The organism is Streptomyces sp. Mut1 (genome assembly GCF_030719295.1).
Lineage (GTDB): Bacteria > Actinomycetota > Actinomycetes > Streptomycetales > Streptomycetaceae > Streptomyces > Streptomyces castrisilvae.
This window is the reverse complement of record NZ_CP120997.1, coordinates 1994978-2011692: the sequence shown is the minus strand read 5'-3', so window position 1 is coordinate 2011692 and position 16715 is coordinate 1994978. Positions and strand designations below refer to the sequence as shown.

17 protein-coding genes are annotated in these 16715 nt (G+C 72.9%); 8 read left to right on the top strand and 9 right to left on the bottom strand.

The annotated features are described in order from the left end of the window. The first annotated feature begins 30 nt into the window (after window positions 1-30). Entirely contained in the window at window positions 31-747 is a 717-nt protein-coding gene (locus P8A18_RS08510; RefSeq protein ID WP_306053209.1) for a PhzF family phenazine biosynthesis protein, read from the top strand. A 32-nt stretch (window positions 748-779) separates the two neighbouring features. On the opposite strand, the gene P8A18_RS08505 is transcribed toward P8A18_RS08510, so the two are convergent. After that, window positions 780-1442 carry a biliverdin-producing heme oxygenase gene (locus P8A18_RS08505; protein ID WP_306053208.1) on the bottom strand — a complete coding sequence of 221 codons (663 nt, stop codon included), beginning with the start codon at window positions 1440-1442 and terminating at the stop codon, window positions 780-782. Between the two features lie 283 nt (window positions 1443-1725). Then, complete coding sequence (locus P8A18_RS08500; RefSeq protein ID WP_306053207.1) at window positions 1726-2445, bottom strand: TetR/AcrR family transcriptional regulator; 720 nt, start codon at window positions 2443-2445, stop codon at window positions 1726-1728. Between the two features lie 140 nt (window positions 2446-2585). Here P8A18_RS08500 and P8A18_RS08495 point away from each other — a divergent pair, with 140 nt between their 5' ends. Next, complete coding sequence (locus P8A18_RS08495) at window positions 2586-3473, top strand: NmrA family NAD(P)-binding protein (protein WP_306053206.1); 888 nt, start codon at window positions 2586-2588, stop codon at window positions 3471-3473. On the opposite strand, the gene map is transcribed toward P8A18_RS08495, so the two are convergent. After that, window positions 3460-4317: a type I methionyl aminopeptidase gene (gene map, locus P8A18_RS08490; RefSeq protein WP_306053204.1), complete on the bottom strand. Its 858-nt coding sequence runs from the start codon at window positions 4315-4317 to the stop codon at window positions 3460-3462. The genes P8A18_RS08495 and map overlap by 14 nt on opposite strands. 58 nt (window positions 4318-4375) lie before the next feature. Between map and P8A18_RS08485 the strand changes: the two genes are divergently transcribed. Further along, window positions 4376-4606 carry a hypothetical protein gene (locus P8A18_RS08485; RefSeq protein ID WP_018556296.1) on the top strand — a complete coding sequence of 77 codons (231 nt, stop codon included), beginning with the start codon at window positions 4376-4378 and terminating at the stop codon, window positions 4604-4606. Window positions 4607-4685: 79 nt separating this feature from the next. Here the strand turns inward: P8A18_RS08485 and P8A18_RS08480 are convergent, their stop codons facing one another. Then, a complete protein-coding gene (locus tag P8A18_RS08480; RefSeq protein ID WP_306053202.1) occupies window positions 4686-5996 on the bottom strand; it encodes an MFS transporter in 1311 nt (436 codons plus the stop codon). Between the two features lie 303 nt (window positions 5997-6299). Continuing rightward, complete coding sequence (locus P8A18_RS08475; protein ID WP_306053201.1) at window positions 6300-6905, bottom strand: hypothetical protein; 606 nt, start codon at window positions 6903-6905, stop codon at window positions 6300-6302. 153 nt (window positions 6906-7058) lie between these two features. Between P8A18_RS08475 and npdG the strand changes: the two genes are divergently transcribed. Together npdG and P8A18_RS08465 are read left to right on the top strand one after the other, a co-directional pair. Continuing rightward, window positions 7059-7769 carry an NADPH-dependent F420 reductase gene (gene npdG / locus P8A18_RS08470; protein ID WP_306053199.1) on the top strand — a complete coding sequence of 237 codons (711 nt, stop codon included), beginning with the start codon at window positions 7059-7061 and terminating at the stop codon, window positions 7767-7769. Between the two features lie 86 nt (window positions 7770-7855). Further along, window positions 7856-8053, top strand: coding sequence for a hypothetical protein (locus tag P8A18_RS08465; RefSeq protein WP_306053197.1), 198 nt, complete (start codon window positions 7856-7858; stop codon window positions 8051-8053). Window positions 8054-8236: 183 nt separating this feature from the next. On the opposite strand, the gene P8A18_RS08460 is transcribed toward P8A18_RS08465, so the two are convergent. After that, window positions 8237-9025 carry a site-2 protease family protein gene (locus P8A18_RS08460; protein WP_306053195.1) on the bottom strand — a complete coding sequence of 263 codons (789 nt, stop codon included), beginning with the start codon at window positions 9023-9025 and terminating at the stop codon, window positions 8237-8239. A 150-nt stretch (window positions 9026-9175) separates the two neighbouring features. Here P8A18_RS08460 and P8A18_RS08455 point away from each other — a divergent pair, with 150 nt between their 5' ends. The 3 genes from P8A18_RS08455 to P8A18_RS08445 all read left to right on the top strand — a co-directional run bounded on the left by P8A18_RS08455 (window position 9176) and on the right by P8A18_RS08445 (window position 13770). Beyond that, entirely contained in the window at window positions 9176-9844 is a 669-nt protein-coding gene (locus tag P8A18_RS08455) for a hypothetical protein (protein ID WP_306053194.1), read from the top strand. A 25-nt stretch (window positions 9845-9869) separates the two neighbouring features. Beyond that, complete coding sequence (locus tag P8A18_RS08450) at window positions 9870-10268, top strand: cupin domain-containing protein (protein ID WP_306053192.1); 399 nt, start codon at window positions 9870-9872, stop codon at window positions 10266-10268. 160 nt (window positions 10269-10428) lie between these two features. Continuing rightward, window positions 10429-13770, top strand: coding sequence for an ATP-binding protein (locus tag P8A18_RS08445; RefSeq protein WP_306053190.1), 3342 nt, complete (start codon window positions 10429-10431; stop codon window positions 13768-13770). 17 nt (window positions 13771-13787) lie between these two features. Here the strand turns inward: P8A18_RS08445 and P8A18_RS08440 are convergent, their stop codons facing one another. From P8A18_RS08440 to panB, 3 genes are all read right to left on the bottom strand, one after another. Further along, window positions 13788-14648, bottom strand: coding sequence for an ABC transporter permease (locus P8A18_RS08440; RefSeq protein ID WP_306053189.1), 861 nt, complete (start codon window positions 14646-14648; stop codon window positions 13788-13790). Next, window positions 14645-15664 (bottom strand): ATP-binding cassette domain-containing protein, encoded by a 1020-nt coding sequence (locus tag P8A18_RS08435; RefSeq protein WP_306053187.1) that lies wholly within the window; start codon window positions 15662-15664, stop codon window positions 14645-14647. Before P8A18_RS08435 ends, P8A18_RS08440 begins: the two co-directional genes overlap by 4 nt. A gap of 166 nt (window positions 15665-15830) precedes the next feature. Further along, window positions 15831-16715: a 3-methyl-2-oxobutanoate hydroxymethyltransferase gene (panB, locus tag P8A18_RS08430; protein WP_306053186.1), complete on the bottom strand. Its 885-nt coding sequence runs from the start codon at window positions 16713-16715 to the stop codon at window positions 15831-15833.

Below are 16715 nucleotides of genomic sequence, written 5' to 3'. Positions count from 1 at the left end.
CCGGTACCCGGGCGGTGCTTGAATGCGCACGTGAACGACTACGACGTACCCGCCGGCATCGATGTCCTGCGCGTGTTCTGCGGCCCCGACGGCCAGCACGGCAACGCCCTCGGGGTCGTACGCGACGGGCGCCGCCACCCGGACCGGCCGGCCCGCCAGGAACTCGCCCGCCGGCTCGGCTTCAGCGAGACCGTGTTCGTGGACGACCCCGAGCGCGGGCGGCTCGACATCTACACCCCGGGCCTGCGGCTGCCGTTCGCCGGACATCCCGTGGTCGGCGCCGCCTGGCTGCTCGACCTGGAGATCCTGGAGCTGGAGGTGGGCGATGTGTTCGCCCGCCAGGACGGCGAGTTCAGCTGGATCACCGCCCGCCCCGAGTGGGCGCCGCCGCGCACGCTCCAGCGGTACGCGTCGGCCGCCGAGGTCGACGCGCTCCCGGCTCCGCCGCCCGGCGAGGGCCGGCTCTACGCATGGGCCTGGGAGGACGAGGCGGCGGGCCGGGTCCGGGCGCGGGCGTTCCCGCGCGGGTTCGATGAGCGCGGCGCCGGCCGCTCCGGTGGAGCCGGTGCCCGCACCGGGGGCATCGCGGAGGACGAAGCGACGGGAGCCGCGGCCCTGTTGCTGAGCGCCCGACTGGGTCGCGCACTCAACATCACACAGGGCCGCGGCTCCCAGATCCTCACCGCGCCCGCGCCGGACGGCTCGGTGGAGATCGGCGGCAGGGTCGTCCTGACCCACCACGGTTAGGGCCTGTCCGGCCCACGGCTGTCGGTCGCCCGTCAGGCGGCCCGGAACACCTCGCCCAGCTCCCGGAACACGGCCGTGTTCAGCGCGAAGGCGCGCTTGCACTCGTCCACGATCCGCCGCTTCTCCAGGTCGTCGGCGTTCACCGCGTCCAGCAGCTCACGGTAACCCCGCTTGAAGGACGCGGGGTTGGCGATCTCCTCGAAGACGTAGAACCGCACCCCGTCGCCCTTGCGCGCGAAGCCCCAGGTCTTCTCCGCCTTGTCGCGGATGATCTGACCGCCCGACAGGTCGCCCAGGTACCGCGTGTAGTGGTGCGCGATGTATCCGGCGGGCCAGGTACGGGCGCACTCGGCGACCCGTGCGGCGTAGGCGGCGGTGGCCCCGAGCGGCTCCAGACCCTCGCGCCAGTCGGCACCCCGCAGATGCGCGAGGTCGCGCTCCAGCTCGGTGGTGCGCATCAGCTCGGGCTGTATGAAGGGCCCGGCGACCGGGTCGGAAGCCAGTGCCTGGGCGCCCTCCTCCAGGGCGCGGTACACGAACCACAGCTGCTCGGTGTACCGCGTGTACGCGTCCACCCCGAGGCGCCCGCCGAGCAGATCGCTCATGAAGGTCGAGGTCTCCGCCTCGGTGTGCTGCTCGTGCGACGCGGTGCGGATCAGCGTCGAGAAGGGCGTGGCGGTGACGGTTGCGTCCAAGGCGGGCCTCCGGGGCCGAGGGGACGGGAAGTCCAGAAAGAGACGGAAATATCGGCCCGCCGCGGTTGCCCGCCGCAGCGCCTGCCGATGGCTCGATCTTCCTACTTAGGCATACCTAAGTCAACTCCTTGCCGACGACTTGTCGGTAACTTCGGCGCCGCTGTGCCGCCAGGGGGGTGCGGTGGTCGTGGTGCCGCTGTGCTGCTCGGGGTGCGGTGCTGCCGTGTCACCAGGGGGGCGTGGTGCCGCTGTGCCGTCGGGGGGTGCGGCGGCGGGTTGCTGGTCAGGTGCCCGCTTCGGGTGCGGCCGAGATGCGGTCGAGCAGCTCCGCGAGCAGGGCGCGCTCGCCCGAGGTCAGTGCGCCGGTCCGGGGGAGCAGTGCGTGCAGCGCGACCGCCGCCGCCGCGGGGCCGGAGGCGGGGGTGGCCGGGGCCTCGGTGGTGATCGCGGCGATCACCGCCTCCCGGGCCAGATGGGACACGCTCATGTCCCGGTGGTCCTCGGGGGTGGCGATGAGGGAGAGGGTGGTGCCGCCGCCCACGGCGTGCACCAGGTGGGTGGCGCGCGTCTCGTCGATCCTCAGGCGCCCGGCCTCGGCGATCCGGTGGATGTGGGTGGCGAGGATCTCCAGCGCTGCGGTGGCCGCGGGGGAGGGGGTGCCGGGGCCGGGCTGGGCGTACATGAGGGTGTAGAGGGCCGGGTTGGCCAGCCCGAACTCGGTGTTGAAGTCCCAGCCGGTGCGCAGGTCCTGCACCGGGTCGCCGGTGAGCTCCAGGGTGGCCTTCTCGCCGACATGGCTCGCGAAGCCGTGCGCGGCGACGGCGTCGAGCAGGCCCTGCTTGTCGCCGAACAGCCGGTAGATGGTGGGCGCCTGGACGCCGGCCGCGGCGCTGACCGCGCGCGTCGACACCGCCTCGCGCCCCTCTTCGGCGAGCAGCCGGGTGGCGGCGGCGATGATCCGCTGGCGGTTGTCCCGTGCGGGGGCGGGGTGGTCGGTCTCCATGGTTTCCGATGATAACGGAATTATGTTAGCGGTTTGCGATATCGGCGTTAGCGTGCCATCGTTATCAGTGGAAACGGTGGCCGGTCGGTGACCGGCCGGCACGCCGCGTCCTTGTCCACAGCCATGCTTCGGAGGCTTCCGTGATTGTCGTTACCGCTCCCACCGGCCGGATCGGCCACCAGGTCGTCGACGCGCTGCTCGACGGCGGCCGACAGGTGCGGGTGATCGCCCGCGACCCCGCCCGGCTCACCCCGAGGGCGCGCGAGGGCGCCGAGATCGTCCAGGGCTCGCACAGCGACCCGCAGGTCCTGGCCGAGGCGTTCAAGGGCGCCGACAGCGTCCTGTGGCTGGTCCCGCCGAATCCCGTCGCCGACGACATCCAGGAGCACTACCTCGGCTTCACCCGCCCGGCCTGCGAGGCGATCCGGGCACAGGGCGTCCGCCGTGTCGTCGGCGTCAGCAGCCTCGGCCGCGCCCACGGCTCGGGCGCCGGGCAGTTGTCGGCCGCGTTCGCGATGGACGAGATGATCGAGAGCACCGGGGCCGGCTACCGGTCCCTGGCGATGCCCTTCTTCATGGAGAACCTCCTCCACCAGGCCGAAGCGCTCGTGACGCGGGGCGTGCTCTCCCTGCCGGTGGCCGCCGACCGCCCGCTGGCGCTCGTCGCCACCCGCGACATCGCCGCGACCGCCGCCCGTCTGCTGGCCGACGACTCCTGGTCGGGGCAGGACACCGTCCCGGTGATCGGCCCGGACGCCCTGTCCCCCCACGGCATGGCCCAGGTCCTGTCCGAGGTCCTGGAGCGCCCGGTCCGCTTCGAGGAGCCCGACCGCGAGGCCTACCGGGCGACGATGACGCGGTACGGGATGAGCGAGGCCTGGGCGCAGGGCCTGTTCGACATGGCGGACGCCCAGGACAACGGCGTCTACGACACCGAGTGGCGGGCGCTGACCACCCCGGCCCCCACCGCCTTCCGCGAGTGGTGCCGGGAGGTGCTCATACCCGCCGCGCGCGCTACGGCAGCGTGAGGATGTCCGCGCCGGTCTCCGTGACCACGAGCGTGTGCTCGAACTGCGCGGTGCGCTTGCGGTCCTTGGTCACGACGGTCCAGCCGTCGTCCCACATGTCGTAGTCGTGGCTGCCGAGCGTCAGCATCGGCTCGATGGTGAACGTCATGCCGGGCTTCATCACCGTGGTGGCGTGCGGGCTGTCGTAGTGCGGCACGATCAGCCCGGAGTGGAACGAGGTGTTGATCCCGTGCCCGGTGAAGTCCCGCACCACGCCGTACCCGAAGCGCTTCGCGTACGACTCGATGACCCGCCCGATCACATTGATCTGCCGGCCCGGCCGCACCGCCTTGATCGCCCGCTTCAGCGACTCCTCGGTGCGCTCGACGAGCAGCCGGGACTCCGCGTCCACGTCGCCGCAGAGGTAGGTCGCGTTGTTGTCGCCGTGCACGCCGTTGATGTACGCGGTCACGTCGAGGTTCACGATGTCGCCGTCGCGCAGCACCGTGGAGTCCGGGATGCCGTGGCAGATCACCTCGTTGAGCGAGGCGCACAGCGACTTGGGGAAGCCCCGGTAGCCCAGCGTCGAGGGGTAGGCGCCGTGGTCGCACATGAACTCGTGGGCGACGCGGTCGAGTTCGTCCGTGGTGACGCCCGGGGCGATGTGCTTGGCGGCCTCGGCCATCGCCTGCGCGGCGATCCGACCCGCGATGCGCATGCGCTCGACGGTGTCGGCGTCCTGGATCTCCGGGCCGGTGTACGGCGTCGGGGCGGGCTTGCCGACATACTCGGGGCGCCGGATGTTTCCGGGCACGGAACGGACGGGAGTGAGCTCCCCTGGTACAAGCAGCGACTGGCCAGACATGCCAGCGAGTCTAACCAGCGTGTCTGGGGCAGCATGGCACAGAGGAAAGGAACCGACGATGGCCCTGTTCAAGAAGCGCACGGTGGGCAAGCCGGGCGAGTGGTTCTACTGCCTGGAGCACAAGAAGGTCGAGGAGGGCCCCGAGTGCCCGGCCAAGGACCGCTTCGGCCCGTACGCCACCCGCCAGGAGGCGCAGCACGCCATGGAGACGGCCCGGGAGCGGAACCTGGAGTGGGAGACCGACCCCAAGTGGCACGACCGCCAGGGCCCGGACGAGGACGACGCCTGACCCGACCCCTCGGGCTCCCCGAGACCTCCGGGACCCCTGGGGCCCGAGATCCCCGGGGGCCCCGGCTGAGGCGGCCGGCTCAGGCGGTCGGGGCCGCGTCCAGTCCCTCCGTGTGCTGTGCGCGCCTGCGCACCGCGTCCTCGTCCGTCGCCGCGTCGTACGTGAGGAGCTTGGGGAGCGCCGCGGCCAGCAGCGCAACGGAGGCGACGCAGGCCACGCCGCCGGTCCAGATCGCGGGCCGGGTCCCGGTCCATCCCGCCATGCCGCCGGCCCGGACCTGGCCGAGCTGCGGCCCGACGCTGTACGAGAGCACCTCGATGCCCGCGAGGCGGCCGCGCAGCTCCTCGGGGATGGTCTGGTTCCAGATGGTGGAGCGGCCGAGCCCGCTGAGCATGTCGCCCGCCCCGGCGAACCCGAGGCAGACCAGCACCAGCCACACGTTGCCGAACCAGCCGGCCGCCGCGATGGCCATGCCCCAGACGGCGGCACCGCACACGACGAACAGCCCGTGCCTGCGCACCCGGGAGGTCCAGCCGCTGGTCAGACCCAGGACGAGGGAGCCGACCGAGCCCGCCGCGTACATCAGGCCGAGCGACCAGTCGGCGTCCAGCTCGTCCGCGAGGAACGGGAAGATGGTGTTGGGGAAGGCGAAGAACATCGCGGCCATGTCGATCGCGTACGTCCCGAGGAGCACCGGCCGGCTCCACGCGTAGCGCGCGCCCTCCACGATGCCGCGCAGCGAAGGCTTCTGCCCCTTCTCGGCGGGCGGCGCGGGGGCGAGCCTGCGGCACATCAGCACGGACACGGCGAAGGTGACCACGGTGACGGAGTACGCGGTGGCGTGCCCGGCGTAGGCCACCACGAGGCCCGCCAGCGCCGGGCCCATGATCGCCCCGGCCTGCCAGCGCAGGGCGTTCAGGGCGGCGGCAGCGGGCAGCTGCTCGTGCGGCACGATGCGGGCCATCAGCGAGTCCAGCGCGGGCCGTTGGAGCCCGGCGAGCGCGGAGACGCCGCCCGCCACCACGTAGAGCGGCCACAGCAGCGGGTCGGGCAGGGCCGCGTTCACCAGGAGGATCAGCGCGAGGAGCCCGAGCCCGGCCTCGGTGACCAGGATGATCTTCCGCCGGTCGGCCGCGTCGGCGAGCGCGCCACCGTACAGGCCGCATATGACCAGCGGCACCAGCTCGACCGCGCCCATCGCGCCGACGGCGAGGGGGGAGCCGGTGAGGTCCTTGATCTGGAGGGGCAGCGCGATCAGCGCCATGAAGCTGCCGAAGTAGGTGACGATCCCCTGCACCCACAGCAGCCGGAAGTCGGCCGACGAGCGCCAGGGCGAAAGGTCGGGAAGGAGCGCGGCGAGCCTGGCGGCGAGGGAGGAGCGAGAGGTCACGAGGAGACATGGTCTGTCGGGATACGTGCCCAATGCAAACGGTATTCGCGGCGGAGGCAGGGGGCAGGGCCGGACCCCGGGGCGCCGGGGCCCGTACACCCCCGGGGCCCCGCCCGCCTCCTCCGCGGCGACCGGCAGCGACCCCGGCGAGGACAGGCGCGGGCGGACGCGGGCGGGCGATGGCCGGGCGCGGTCAGGCGCGGCCCGGGGCGGGCAGATGCGGGCGGGCAGGCGCGGCCCGGCGCGGACATGGGCAGGCGCGGGGGCGGGGGGCGCCGGGTTCTCCGGATGGCGTCCCGCCTCTCACCACCGAGGCGGCGGAGGTGCGGTCAGCTGGTCGGCGAGGCGGGACAGCCGGTCGCGGAAGGTGCGCCGGCCGCCGCGCGGGACGGGCGTGCCGTTCTCCCCGGCGGCGGCGCTCACCAGGTGCTGGACGGTGTCCAGGTCCACATCGTCGCCGTCCGTCACGGACAGCGCCTCATGGGCGAGCCCGCGTACCTGCGGATCGCCGTTGTCCAGCGAGAGGACCGTCGCCCCGGCCCGGCGGGCGTCGTGGACCCGTTCGAGGAAACCCTCGCCCGGCCGCTCCGGCGTCACCACGAGCAGCGTCTCGCCCCGCCCCGCCGCCTCGATCCGGCCGAGCCCGACCGAGAGGTGTTCGGGGACGCCGGGTTCCACCCGGTGGCGGACCAGGATGGGGCGGAGTTCGGGCAGCCCCGCCCAGGTGGACTCGTCGACCAGATGGGCCGCCAGGTGCCAGGGCTCGTACACCTCGGTCCCGACCAGCAGCAGTCCGCCGCCGTGCGGGACCACGGAGGAGCGCAGGGCCCCGGCGAACTGCCGGGCGGCCGCCGGCCACCGGGTCCTGGCGAGCACTTCACGCAGCAGCGCCACACGTACGGCATCCATGGCCCGGCATCATCCACGAGCCCGCTGCCCGTCATCGGTGAACGGCCCCGCGGTCATCCGCACGGGTGGTCGTCCGGAAGGCTGTCCGATGATCCGTCCCACTGGTCGGGGACACAGGGTCCTGACGCCGTACCTGGCAGTAGTGTCGAGGCCATGACTACGAATGACAGCGGCAGCGCGCCCAAGCCCCCCGCCAAGGACCCGTGGGACCTGCCCGACGTGTCCGGCCTGACCATCGGCGTGCTCGGCGGCACCGGCCCGCAGGGGCGCGGGCTCGCCTACCGGTTCGCCCGCGCCGGGCAGCAGGTGATCATCGGCTCCCGCGCCGCGGACCGCGCCGAGGCCGCCGCCCAGGAGCTGGGGCACGGCGTACGGGGTGCGGACAACGCCGCCTGCGCCCGCGACAGCGACGTGGTGATCGTCGCGGTGCCGTGGGACGGGCACGCCAAGACGCTGGAGTCGCTGCGCGAGGAGCTGGCCGGAAAGCTGGTCGTCGACTGCGTCAACCCGCTCGGCTTCGACAAGAAGGGCGCCTACGCCCTGAAGCCGGAGGAGGGCAGCGCCGCCGAACAGGCCGCCGCCCTGCTGCCGGACTCCCGCGTCACCGCCGCCTTCCACCACCTGTCCGCCGTGCTGCTCCAGGACGAGGCGATCGAGGAGATCGACACCGACGTCCTGGTCCTGGGGGAGGCCCGCGCCGACACCGACATCGTCCAGGCCCTGGCCGGCCGCATCCCCGGCATGCGCGGCATCTTCGCCGGCCGGCTCCGCAACGCCCACCAGGTCGAGTCGCTGGTCGCCAACCTGATCTCGGTCAACCGCCGCTACAAGGCCCACGCCGGACTGCGTACCACCGACGTGTGAGCGGGAGGCCACCCTGCTCCGGGCGGCCGGAGGCGTGGGGGACACTGGAGGGGACCGCGTACCAGCCCCCGACAGGAGCCACCCCCATGCCCCGCCTCGCTCTCTACGCCCTCGTCGTCTGCGTCCTCGCCGTTGCCGCGGCCGTGACGTCCTTCGTGGAGGGCATGTGGCTCATCGGGGCCGTCTGGGTGCTGCTCGTCGGACTCTCGTCCAACATGGCCTGGTACTACCTGCGCCGCCGCCGCACCGAGGCCACCGCCCGCCCGGCGGACCAGAGCCTCTAGGGCCTGTCCGGCGGATCTTCGCGGGCCCACGACGCCTGGCACGCACTCTCGCCGCACGCCCGAATCACCCAAGTACGTCCAGTACGGGGGCGATCCGGGCGCACGCCGAGAGCACGCACCAGACGCCGCGGGCTGATCCACGAAGATCCGCCGGACAGGCCCTAGCCTGTCCCCCGCCCCCGCTCACCCTCCGATTGCGCACACCGGACTGGCCCCCTGCCAGAACCGGTAGGCGTCCAGCCCGCAGTCCACCCAGAACCGGTGCACGCCCAGCGACCTCAGCACCGCGTAGACGGCGTCGAAGAAGACCGCGTTCAGCTCGGGGATCCACAGCAGGGCGAAGACCGCGATCAGTCCGAACGGCGCGATCGGCTCCACCGACCGCCGCACGGAGTACGACAGCCACGGCTCGATCACCCCGTAGCCGTCGAGCCCCGGCACCGGCAGGAAGTTCAGGATCGCCGCCGTCACCTGGAGCAGCGCCAGGAAGCCCAGCGCGTTGCGGAAGGCGGGCGGGACCCCGTCCAGCGCGTGCAGCCAGAACGGCGCGGTGCACACGAGGGCGAACAGCACATTGGTCAGCGGCCCCGCCGCCGAGATCAGACTGTGCCGCCACCGCCCCCGGATCCGTCCCCGCTCGATGAAGACCGCCCCGCCCGGCAGCCCGATCCCGCCCATGATCACGAACAGCACCGGCAGCACGATGCTCAGCAGCGCGTGCGTGTACTTGAGCGGATTCAGCGTCAGATAACCCTTGGCGCCGATCGAGATGTCCCCGCTGTGCAGCGCGGTCCTGGCGTGCGCGTACTCATGCAGACACAGCGACACCACCCAGGCACCGGTGACGAACAGGAACGTCGCGAACCCGGGCTGCGCCGCGAAGTCCGTCCACACTCCCCACCCGGCCACGGCGGTCACGGCGGCAATGCCGAGAAAGACCGGGCTGATCCGCTGCTGTGCTGCGCCTGCCATCCCTTGAGCCTAAGGGCTGAACGCCGCTCGCAGGGCTCTCGCCGCTTTTCCCGCCGCGTCCGCGTGGCCGCCGGCCACCGCCACTCGACCGGCGTGGTGAACGTCTTTCAGGGGTAGGCGAGTTGGAGTGTTCGAACGACGGGGGCGGCGATGGGTGCGTCGACGGTGAAGGAGCGCCTGGGAAAGGCGTTGAGCGTGCCGGGGCGGTGGAGTCCGCGGCGGCCCCGGCTCGTGGGGGCGATCCTCGCGCTGAGCGGCGGGGTCGCGATCACCGGCTGCGGTGTTCTGGGCGCCATCATGCACGACGGGCCCTGGTTCGTCACGGTCGGCTACGCGGTGGTCGTCACGGGGAACATACTCGGCCTGATCGCGCTCTGCATTCCCTCGTGGAAACACGCGGTGGCTCTGATGGTGCCCTGCTTGTTCCTGCTCGCCATGGTTCCCTACGGCTTCCGCAGCGCGGTCCTCGACTGGCGGGGGGAGCAGGTGCGGGCCACGGTCACCGAGGTGAAGCAGCGGCGGACTCCGAGGGTCGGCGGCGTGGACTACGGCTGCAAGGTCGAGACGCCGGGACGTTCCTCCTGGCTCTGGGGCAGCGAGCAGTGCGGCCGGAACACCCGCCCCGGCGACCGCTACGAGATCCTGCGCGACCCCCACGACCTGGTGGCCGTGTCCACCTCCAGCCGGCCGATCGGCTTCCCGGTACTGGTGGCGGGCACCGGCGCGGCACTGCTCCTGATGTCCGCGGCCGGCGCCTGGACCATGACCCCGTCGGCGCGCGGCGGCGGCGCACCACCGGCCGGGCCCCGGAGGCCGTGAGCGCCCCCTGCTAACGTCCGGCTCCGTGAACGACAACGTAGACAACGTATACGTGGGCAACGCCGGCAAGGACGCCGCGCTCGACCGGGGATGGATTCTCGGGCACTTCAAGGACGCCGGCGATCCCCGGCACAGCGAGGACGTCGAGATCAAGTGGGGCGTCCATCCGCCGGGGGACGAGCGGACGCAGTGGGTGCGGGGGGAGAGCCGGACCGCGCTGCTCGTGCTCATCAGCGGGCGGTTCCGGGTGGAACTGCCGGGGCGCAGCGTGCTGCTGGAGGAGCAGGGCGACTACGTCGTGTGGGGCAGGGGCGTCGATCACTCGTGGATCGCGGAGGCGGAGTCCGTGGTCCTCACCGTCCGCTGGCCGTCCGTGCCCGGGTACGCCGTCGGGCCGGAGAACCACGAACCGGTACGGGACTGACGACCGACGACTGACGACCGACGACCGCGACGCGCGACACGCCGAAAACGCCTCGCTTCCGGACCGGGGTTCCGGAAAGGGTGGGGGCATGACGAGCGGGGCGGGAGCACGGGGCGGGGCGGCTGTGCGCGCGGTGCCGGGGGTCACGGACAATGGGCGCGTGCGCTACGGCATCCTCGGGACCACCCAGGCACTCCGCGACGACGGCACACCCGTATCCGTCGGCGGGGCGCGCCTGCGTGCCCTGCTCACCGTGCTCGCGCTGCGGGCCGGGCGGACGGTCCCGGTCGCCGTGCTCGTGGACGAGGTGTGGGACGGCGACCCGCCCGCCGACGCGGCCGGCGCGCTCCAGGCCCTGGTGGGGCGGCTGCGGCGGGCGCTCGGGCACGAGGCGGTCGCCTCGGCGGAGAGCGGCTACCGGCTGGCCGCCGCACCGGAGGCCGTCGACCTGTTCCGCTTCGAGCGGCTCGCCGGAGAGGGCGCGCGGGCCCTCGCGGAGGGCGACCCGGCGCGGGCCATGAACCTCCTGGACGACGCGCTGGCGCTCTGGCGGGGCCCCGCGCTCGCCGACCTCCCCGACCGGCACACCGCCGCCACGCGCTGGACTGCCCGGCGCCTCGACGCCCGCCGGGCCCGGCTCACCGCGGCGCTCCGGCTCGGCCTTGCCGCCGAAGTGCTGCCGGAGCTGGCCGCGCTCTGCGGCGAGCACCCGCTCGACGAACCGCTCCAGGCCCTCCGGCTGCGGGCCCTGCGCGACGCGGGCCGCACCGCCCAGGCGCTCGCCGCGTACGACGAGGTGCGCACCCTCATCGCCGACCGGCTCGGCACCGGCCCCGGGCCCGAACTGACCGCCCTCCACGAGGAACTGCTCCGGCAGGAACCCGCGCCCGCCGCCGGCCCGCCCGCCCCGGCCGTCGCCGCACCGGCCCCCGTCGCACCGCTCGGCAACCTGCGGGCCCGGCTCACCAGCTTCGTCGGCCGGGAGCGCGACATGGAGGCGCTGCGCGGCGACCTCGCCCGGGGACGGCTCGTCACCCTTCTCGGGCCGGGCGGGGCCGGCAAGACCCGGCTCTCGCAGGAGGCCGCGGACACCACCGACCCGCGCACCTGGCCGGACGGCGTCTGGCTGGCCGAGCTGGCGCCCGTGGACGACCCCGACGCGGTGCCGGAGGCGGTGCTCGCCGCGCTCGGCGCCCGGGAGACCGTGCTGAGCGCGGCCGGCGCCGGGGAGCTCAGGGCCGTCGAACGGGCCTCGGGCGAGGAACGGGCCGCCGGTGAATCGCTCGCCCGGCTCACCGAGTACTGCTCCCGCCGCCGCATGCTGCTCCTGCTGGACAACTGCGAGCACGTCATCGAGGCCGCCGCCGCCCTCGCCGACCACCTGCTGGCCCGCTGCCCGCAGCTCACCGTCCTCGCGACCAGCCGCGAACCCCTGGGTGTGCCGGGCGAGGCCGTCCGGCCCGTCGACCCGCTGCCGGACCCCACGGCCCTGCGGCTGCTCGCCGAACGCGGCGCCGCCGCACGGCCCGGCTTCCGGGTCGACGCGGACGAGGCGACGGCGGCGGCCGCCGCCGAGATCTGCCGCCGCCTCGACGGGCTGCCGCTCGCCATCGAACTGGCCGCCGCCCGGCTGCGGATGCTCACCCCGCAGCAGATCGCCGAGCGGCTGGACGACCGGTTCCGGCTGCTGACCAGCGGCAGCCGGACCGTGCTCCCGCGCCAGCAGACCCTGCGGGCCGTCGTCGACTGGTCCTGGGAGCTGCTGGACGACGCCGAGCGCGTCACCCTGCGCAGGCTGTCCGTCTTCGCCGGCGGCTGCACCCTCGAAGCCGCCGAGGACGTCCTTGCCGACCGGGCGGACCGGGCGTACGAGGTCGCCGGGCTGCTGGGCTCCCTCGTGGACAAGTCCCTGGTCGTGGCCGCTCCGGCGCCGGACGGCCAGATGCGCTACCGGCTCCTGGAGACCGTGGGCGAGTACGCGGCGGAGCGGCTGGCGGAGTCGGGGGAGCGGGACGCCGTCGAGCGCCGGCATCTCGTCCACTTCCGCGAGCTGGCCCGTACCACCGACCCGCTGCTGCGCGGCTCCGGACAGCTCGCCGCCATCGAACTGTTCCAGCGCGAGTACGAGAACCTGCGCATCGCCCTGCGGCACGCCGTCGCCGCGGGCGACGAGCAGGAGGCGCTGTGCATGGTGCTGTCGCTCTCCTGGTACTGGCAGATCCGCAATCTGCGCAACGACGCCCTGCACTGGGCCGACGCGGTCGCGGCCCTCGGCCCGGACCCGTTCGCCCCGCCCGTACGGCCCGCGCCCTCCATCTACGAGCGCTGCACCGACGCGCCCCCGCCCATGCGGCCGGAACTGCTCCAGGAGGCGCGGCGCCAGGTGGCGCTGGTCCAGCTGGTCAGCATGGACCACGCGATGGACGAGTGGACGAACGAGTGCGGCATGGACCGGCTGCGGGCGATCGTCGCCACCTACCGGGCCGGCCAGCCGCAGACCTGCCGCAGCCCCGCCTCGCTCTGGTTCTTCGCCGTGATGCTGACCGGCGGTGTCGCCGACCTGCGGCACCTGCTGGACGAAACCGTCCGCGCCGCCCGGGAGTTCGGCTACGAGTGGGAGCTGGCCGCCGCCCTCCAGATGCGTGCCAACGTGCTGGCCAACCGACCCGACTGGGCCGGGGAGGCCCACACGGACGCCGCCGAGAGCCTGGCGATCTTCCACCGTCTCGGCGACGACTGGGGCATGGCCGAGGCGCTCTCCTCGCGCGGCGAGGCCAACGAGAGGACGGGCGCCTACGTCCGGGCGGCCGAGGACTTCCAGGCAGCGATCGGCTCGGCCGGGAAGCTGGGCGCCCTGGCCCAGGTGTCCGTGCTCCGCATCCGCTACGCCGCCGTGCTCACCGAACTCGGCCGCGGGGCGGAGGGCGAGGCGATCATGCGCGAGGTGCTGAGCGACGAGCGCCGGACCGGGCACGAGGCGAGGCCGGCGGCACGGCTGTTCCTCGCCATGTGGCTGGGGCGGTCCGGCCGTACCGCCGAGGCGCGTGAGCAGTTCACGCTCCTGCTCGAAGCGTTCCGGTCCCGGACCATGGCGATCTTCGAGGGGTTCGTCACCGGTGGTCTGGCCTGGCTGGACAATCAGGACGGTGACTACGCGAGCGGTCTTGAGCGGAGCCGGCGGGCCCTTGTGGGGCTGAGCGACCCGCTGACGCGGATGGTCGCTCCGCAGATGGCCATGATCAATCTGGTGATCGTGGCGTGGGCGCTGGGCGGCCTCGGCGGCGAGGACCGGAGCGGTCTCGCGGCGCGGCTGCTGGGCGCCGCCCGGACGCATCTGCCGGCGGGCCACTTCCTGAACGGGATGGAACGGGAGAACTTCGCCCGTGCCGAGGCCCTGGTCCGCGACCGGCTCGGCGACCGCGCCTTCGAGGCCGCGTACGCCGAGGGCGGCGGCCTCTCCCTGGAGGAGGCCGCCGCCCTCGTCGACGCGTACCGGGACTGAGCCGGAGTCCTGAGGGGTCAGGACTTCTTGCGGAACTTGGACACCGCGAGCGGGGCCACCGCCGCCGTGATGACCGCGGCCCAGCCGAGCGTCAGCCAGACCGAGTGGCCGAGCGGGGTGCCCATCATGAGGCCGCGGGCCGCGTCCGCCAGGTTCGACAGCGGGTTGTAGTCGGTGAACGACTGGAGCCAGCCGGGCATCGTCGTGGGCGGGGCGAAGATCGAGGAACCGAACTGGAGCGGCATCATCACCAGCATCCCCATTCCCTGGACCGCCTGGGGCGTCTTCATGGCCAGCCCGAGCAGGATGAAGATCCACATGATCGCGGCGCCGAACGCGGCCGACAGGGCGATGGCCCCGATCAGCCCGAGCACGGAGCCGTGGAGTTCCAGGCCGAGGGCGAAGCCCATGCCCAGCAGGATGAACGTGGCGACCATCATCCGGCCCAGCTCGACCACGATCTTGGCGATGAGCACCGAGGACCGGGCGATCGGCATCGTGCGGAAGCGGTCCATGACGCCCTTGCGGAAGTCGTCGTTGACACCGCTGCCGACGGCCATGGCGATGTTCATGCCCATCATCGCCATCAGCCCGGGGATCAGGTAGTTCAGATACTCCTGCCGGCCGCCGCCCATGCTGCCGCCGACCGAGCCGCCGAAGACGTACACGAACAGCAGCACGAAGATGACGGGCATCAGCAGCGCGTCGAACATCGACTCCGGATCCTTTTTGATCTGGAGCAGATTGCGCCGTACCAGCGCGCCGATGTGGCGCAGGTTGTTCCGGAGGCCGATCCCGCCCTCGTCGTGGAGCTTCGTGGCCGGTGCGGGGCCGCCGGTCGTGCCGGTGGGGGCGGGCGTCAGAGTCGTCGTGCTCATGCCGCGACCTCCTGGGGAATCGTGTCGGTGACGGTGGCCTTGTCGCCCGTGATGGCGAGGAAGACCTCGTCCAGGCTGGGCAGCGCGGTGGCGACGTGGGCCAGCGAGAAGCCGCGGGTGCCGAGCAGGCCGATGACGGCGGTGAGCTGCTCGTCGCTGAGGATCGGTACGTAGAGCACGCCCTCGTCCGGGACGGCCTGCGCGCCCGCGATCCCGTCGAGCCCGGTCTCCCGCAGCGCCTGGGCCATCGCGGCCAGCTCGGCCGGGTCCGTGGGCCGGATCTGGAGGGTGCGACCGCCGACCTTGGCCTTCAGCTCGTCCACACCGCCCCGGGCGATGATCCTGCCCTTGTCGATGACGGTGAGTTCGTTGGCCAGCTGTTCGGCCTCTTCCATGTACTGGGTGGTGAGCAGCACGGTCGCCCCCTCCGCGACCATGCGCTGCACCTCGTCCCAGACCTCGTTGCGGGTACGGGGGTCGAGCCCCGTCGTCGGCTCGTCCAGGTAGAGGACGGCCGGGTTGCCGATCATGGAGGCGGCCAGGTCGAGCCGGCGGCGCATCCCGCCGGAGTACTCCATCGCGGCCTTCCTCGCCGCGTCCGTGAGCGAGAAGCGCTCCAGCAGCTCGTCGGCCCGCGACCGCGCCTTCTTGCGCGGGAGGTCGAGCAGCCGCCCGATCATGTAGAGGTTCTCCCAGCCGGAGAGCTTCTCGTCGACCGAGGCGTACTGCCCGGTCAGGCCGATCGTGCGGCGCAGCGCGCGGGGCTGCTTCACCACGTCGAAGCCGGCCACGACCGCCGTTCCGGCGTCGGGCACGATCAGTGTGGACAGGCAGCGTACGAGGGTGGTCTTGCCGGCGCCGTTGGGGCCGAGCACGCCGAGGACGGTGCCCTCGCGCACATCGAGGTCCACACCGTCCAGGGCCTTGGTCTCGCCGTAGTGCTTGACCAGTCCCCGGACCTCCACGGCGTTCCCGCCGCTCCCGCCGTTTCGGGGGTTCTTGTCGATTCGCGTCATGCCGACTATCAGACCAGCCGCCACCGACAGCCCACCGACATCCCGCCTACAGCCGTCCGCGCAGGCCGACAGCCCGCCGATGGGGGAAGTCGGCGGGCTGTCGTTGGTGCCGGTGGTGGTCATCGGGGGCGGGCCCCGGTCGTCGGGGGACCGGCCCCCCGCGGCCTCAGTGGAAGGTGTGCTCCGGGGCCGGGAACGTGCCGCCGACGACCTCTTCGGCGTACGCCTTCGCCGCGTCGCCGAGGATCTGCCGCAGGTCGGCGTACTGCTTGGTGAAGCGCGGCACCTTGCCGCCGGTCAGCCCGACCATGTCCGTGTAGACCAGCACCTGCGCGTCGGTCTCCGGGCCCGCGCCGATCCCGATGGTCGGGATGTGCAGGGTGCGGGTGACCTCCGCGGCCAGCTCGGCCGGTACGAGTTCCAGGACGACGGCGAACGCGCCCGCGTCCTGCACGGCCTTGGCGTCGCGCAGCATCTGCTGGGCGGCCTCCTCGCCGCGGCCCTGCACCCGGTAGCCCATCGCGTTGACGGACTGCGGGGTCAGGCCGATGTGGGCCATGACCGGGATACCGGCGTCCGCCAGCAGCTTGATCTGCTCGTGGCTGCGCTCGCCGCCCTCCAGCTTGACCGCGCCGACGCCGGACTCCTTGATGAGGCGGGTCGCGTTGCGCAGGGCCTGGACCGGGCTCTCCTGGTACGCGCCGAAGGGGAGGTCCGCGACGATCAGTGCGCGCTCGGTGCCCCGGACGACGGCGGCGGACAGGATGGCGATCTCGTCCATCGTGACGGGCACGGTGGTCTCGTAGCCGAGGTGACAGTTACCCATGGAGTCGCCGACGAGCATGACCGGGATGCCGGCCTCGTCGAAGACGGACGCGGTCATCGCGTCGTAGGCGGTGAGCATGGGCCACTTCTCGCCGCGTGCGGTGGCGGCGGTGATGTCGTGAACGGTGACCCGGCGGTTCCTCTTGCCCCCGTACAGCGACTTGCCGCTGTCGGAGGGGGTTCCCGCGGGGGTGGCGGACTGGTTCTGCGCAGCCTGAAGCGACAT